General features: G+C 45.5%; 1 protein-coding gene and 1 pseudogene. Both read left to right on the top strand.

Annotation, left to right across the window (positions count from 1 at the left end):
• The first annotated feature begins 67 nt into the window (after positions 1-67).
• On the top strand, positions 68-1552 hold the full coding sequence (locus BBG47_RS27765; protein WP_065294435.1) for an Lsa family ABC-F type ribosomal protection protein: 1485 nt from the start codon (positions 68-70) through the stop codon (positions 1550-1552).
• Positions 1553-1807: 255 nt separating this feature from the next.
• A pseudogene (locus BBG47_RS27760) lies at positions 1808-2089 on the top strand (23S rRNA (adenine(2503)-C(8))-methyltransferase ClbB); the annotation flags it as partial.

Here is a 2089-nt window from a genome sequence, read left to right as displayed (position 1 = left end):
TTGAGCTGTAAGAAAGGTCAACTTTCTTGCAGCTCTTTTTTATTTGTGAACCAAGGAGGTTTCTGGAATGTCATTGATCAAGGTAACGAATCTGACGTTTGCCTATGACGGCAGTTACGACAACATTTTTGAGCATGTAAGTTTACAAATCGATACCAACTGGAAATTAGGCTTTACGGGGAGGAACGGCCGGGGCAAGACTACGTTTCTCAATCTGTTGCTCGGTAAGTATGAATACAGCGGAACGATTTCCTCTAACGTCAGCTTCGAGTATTTCCCGTTCCATGTCGAACACAAGGAAAAGTATACATTCGATGTGGTAGCTGACATCTATCCCGACTACGAGCACTGGCAGCTCATGCGCGAGTTTTCGCTGCTGAAGTTATCAGAGGATGTGTTGTATCGACCGTTCGACTCGTTGTCCAACGGAGAACAGACGAAGGTTATGCTGGCGGTTCTGTTTTTGAAGGAGAACAGTTTTTTGCTTATCGACGAGCCGACCAACCATCTGGATCTGCATGCTCGGAAGCTGGTAAGTGATTATTTGAACGGGAAGAGCGGCTTTATGTTGGTGTCACACGATAGGGCGTTTCTCGATAATTGTGTAGATCATATCATTTCGATCAATAAGACTAATATCGAAATTCAGAACGGAAATTTCACAGACTGGTGGGAGAACAAACAAAGACAGGATAATTTCGAACTGGCTGAGAACGAAAAACTGAGGAAAGACATTAAAAGGCTGTCTGAAGCGGCCAAGCGAACGAGCAACTGGTCGCACGAAGTAGAAAAAACGAAAAACGGCACCCGCAACTCCGGCTCCAAGGTCGACAAAGGATACATCGGACACAAGGCCGCCAAAATGATGAAGCGATCCAAATCGATCGAGCAAAGACAGCACTCTGCGATCGAGGAAAGATCACAGCTTCTGAGAAACGTCGATAGCTCGGAAAGCCTGAAAATATCGCAGATGACTTATCATAAACATCAATTGGTCGAGCTTGATCGCGTTTCGATTCATTATGGAGAAAAGAACGTTTGCAGCGATATCAGCTTTACTATCGAGCAAGGGGACAGAATCGTGCTCTCCGGTCCGAACGGCTCAGGCAAATCCAGTTTGCTCAAATTGATTTGCGGCGAAGAGATTCCTTATTCTGGTGTGCTTCGAAAAGGGAGCCAGTTGAAAATTTCCTACGTTTCACAAGACACCTCGCAGTTGCAGGGCAATTTGTCGGAATTCGCTAGATCCAGCGAAATTGACGAAAGCTTGTTCAAAGCGATTTTGAGAAAACTCGATTTTTCGCGCTTGCAATTTGAAAAGGACATTGCTTCTTATAGCGGCGGTCAGAAGAAGAAGGTACTGATCGCGAAAAGCCTCTGCGAACACGCTCATTTGCATATTTGGGACGAACCGCTTAATTTTATCGACGTCATTTCCAGGATGCAAATTGAAGAACTCCTGCTGGAGCATGCGCCAACTATCCTATTTGTGGAGCACGACAGCGAGTTTTGCAAACATATCGCAACTAAAATGGTGGAACTGAACATATAACACACCCTAGGAGGATGAAAACAATGAGCATTGAGGTTGAGGTTGTAGATGATTATGTGAACCGGTTCCAACCGGCTGACTCGGTTCACAAAAAGATAAATCTGTTGCCGGAGGTATACCAATTTATCGACAGATGCACGTAGCGATGATGTCCATAAACTCATCGTGATTTTTCCTGCGTAGTTGGTGAATGACGCATGAAAGAGCTGAATGACGGTCGCTTTTTTGCATTCTCTCCGGCAGTAAGGAGAACACATGAAACCAACCTCGAAATATGAAACGATAGGACAGATCCTGTCCGACTTCAAGCAGCCTGCGTACCGGTATGGGCAAATTATAGACGCTATTTTCAAACAAAAAATCGCTGAGTACGAACGGATCACCATACTGCCTACATTTTTGCGACAAGAGTTGGCCCGGACGCTTGGTCCGAACGTCTCCAGCGTTATTCCGGTAAAAGAACTCACATCACAGCAGGTCAGCAAGGTGTTGTTTGCCATTGATGGAGGCGAACGCGTAGAGGCCGTAAGACTTTCC

The sequence above is a fragment of the Paenibacillus sp. KS1 genome, from assembly GCF_001680695.1.
GTDB classification, from domain to species: Bacteria; Bacillota; Bacilli; order Paenibacillales; family Paenibacillaceae; genus Paenibacillus_B; species Paenibacillus_B suaedae.
The sequence above is the reverse complement of the archived record's forward strand: the minus strand, read 5'-3'. Positions and strand labels throughout refer to the sequence as shown.

Excerpts from the sequence above, each read along its gene's own strand:
- BBG47_RS27765 (WP_065294435.1), top strand. The coding sequence starts at position 68 with ATGTCATTGATCAAGGTAACGAATCTGACGTTTGCCTATGACGGCAGT.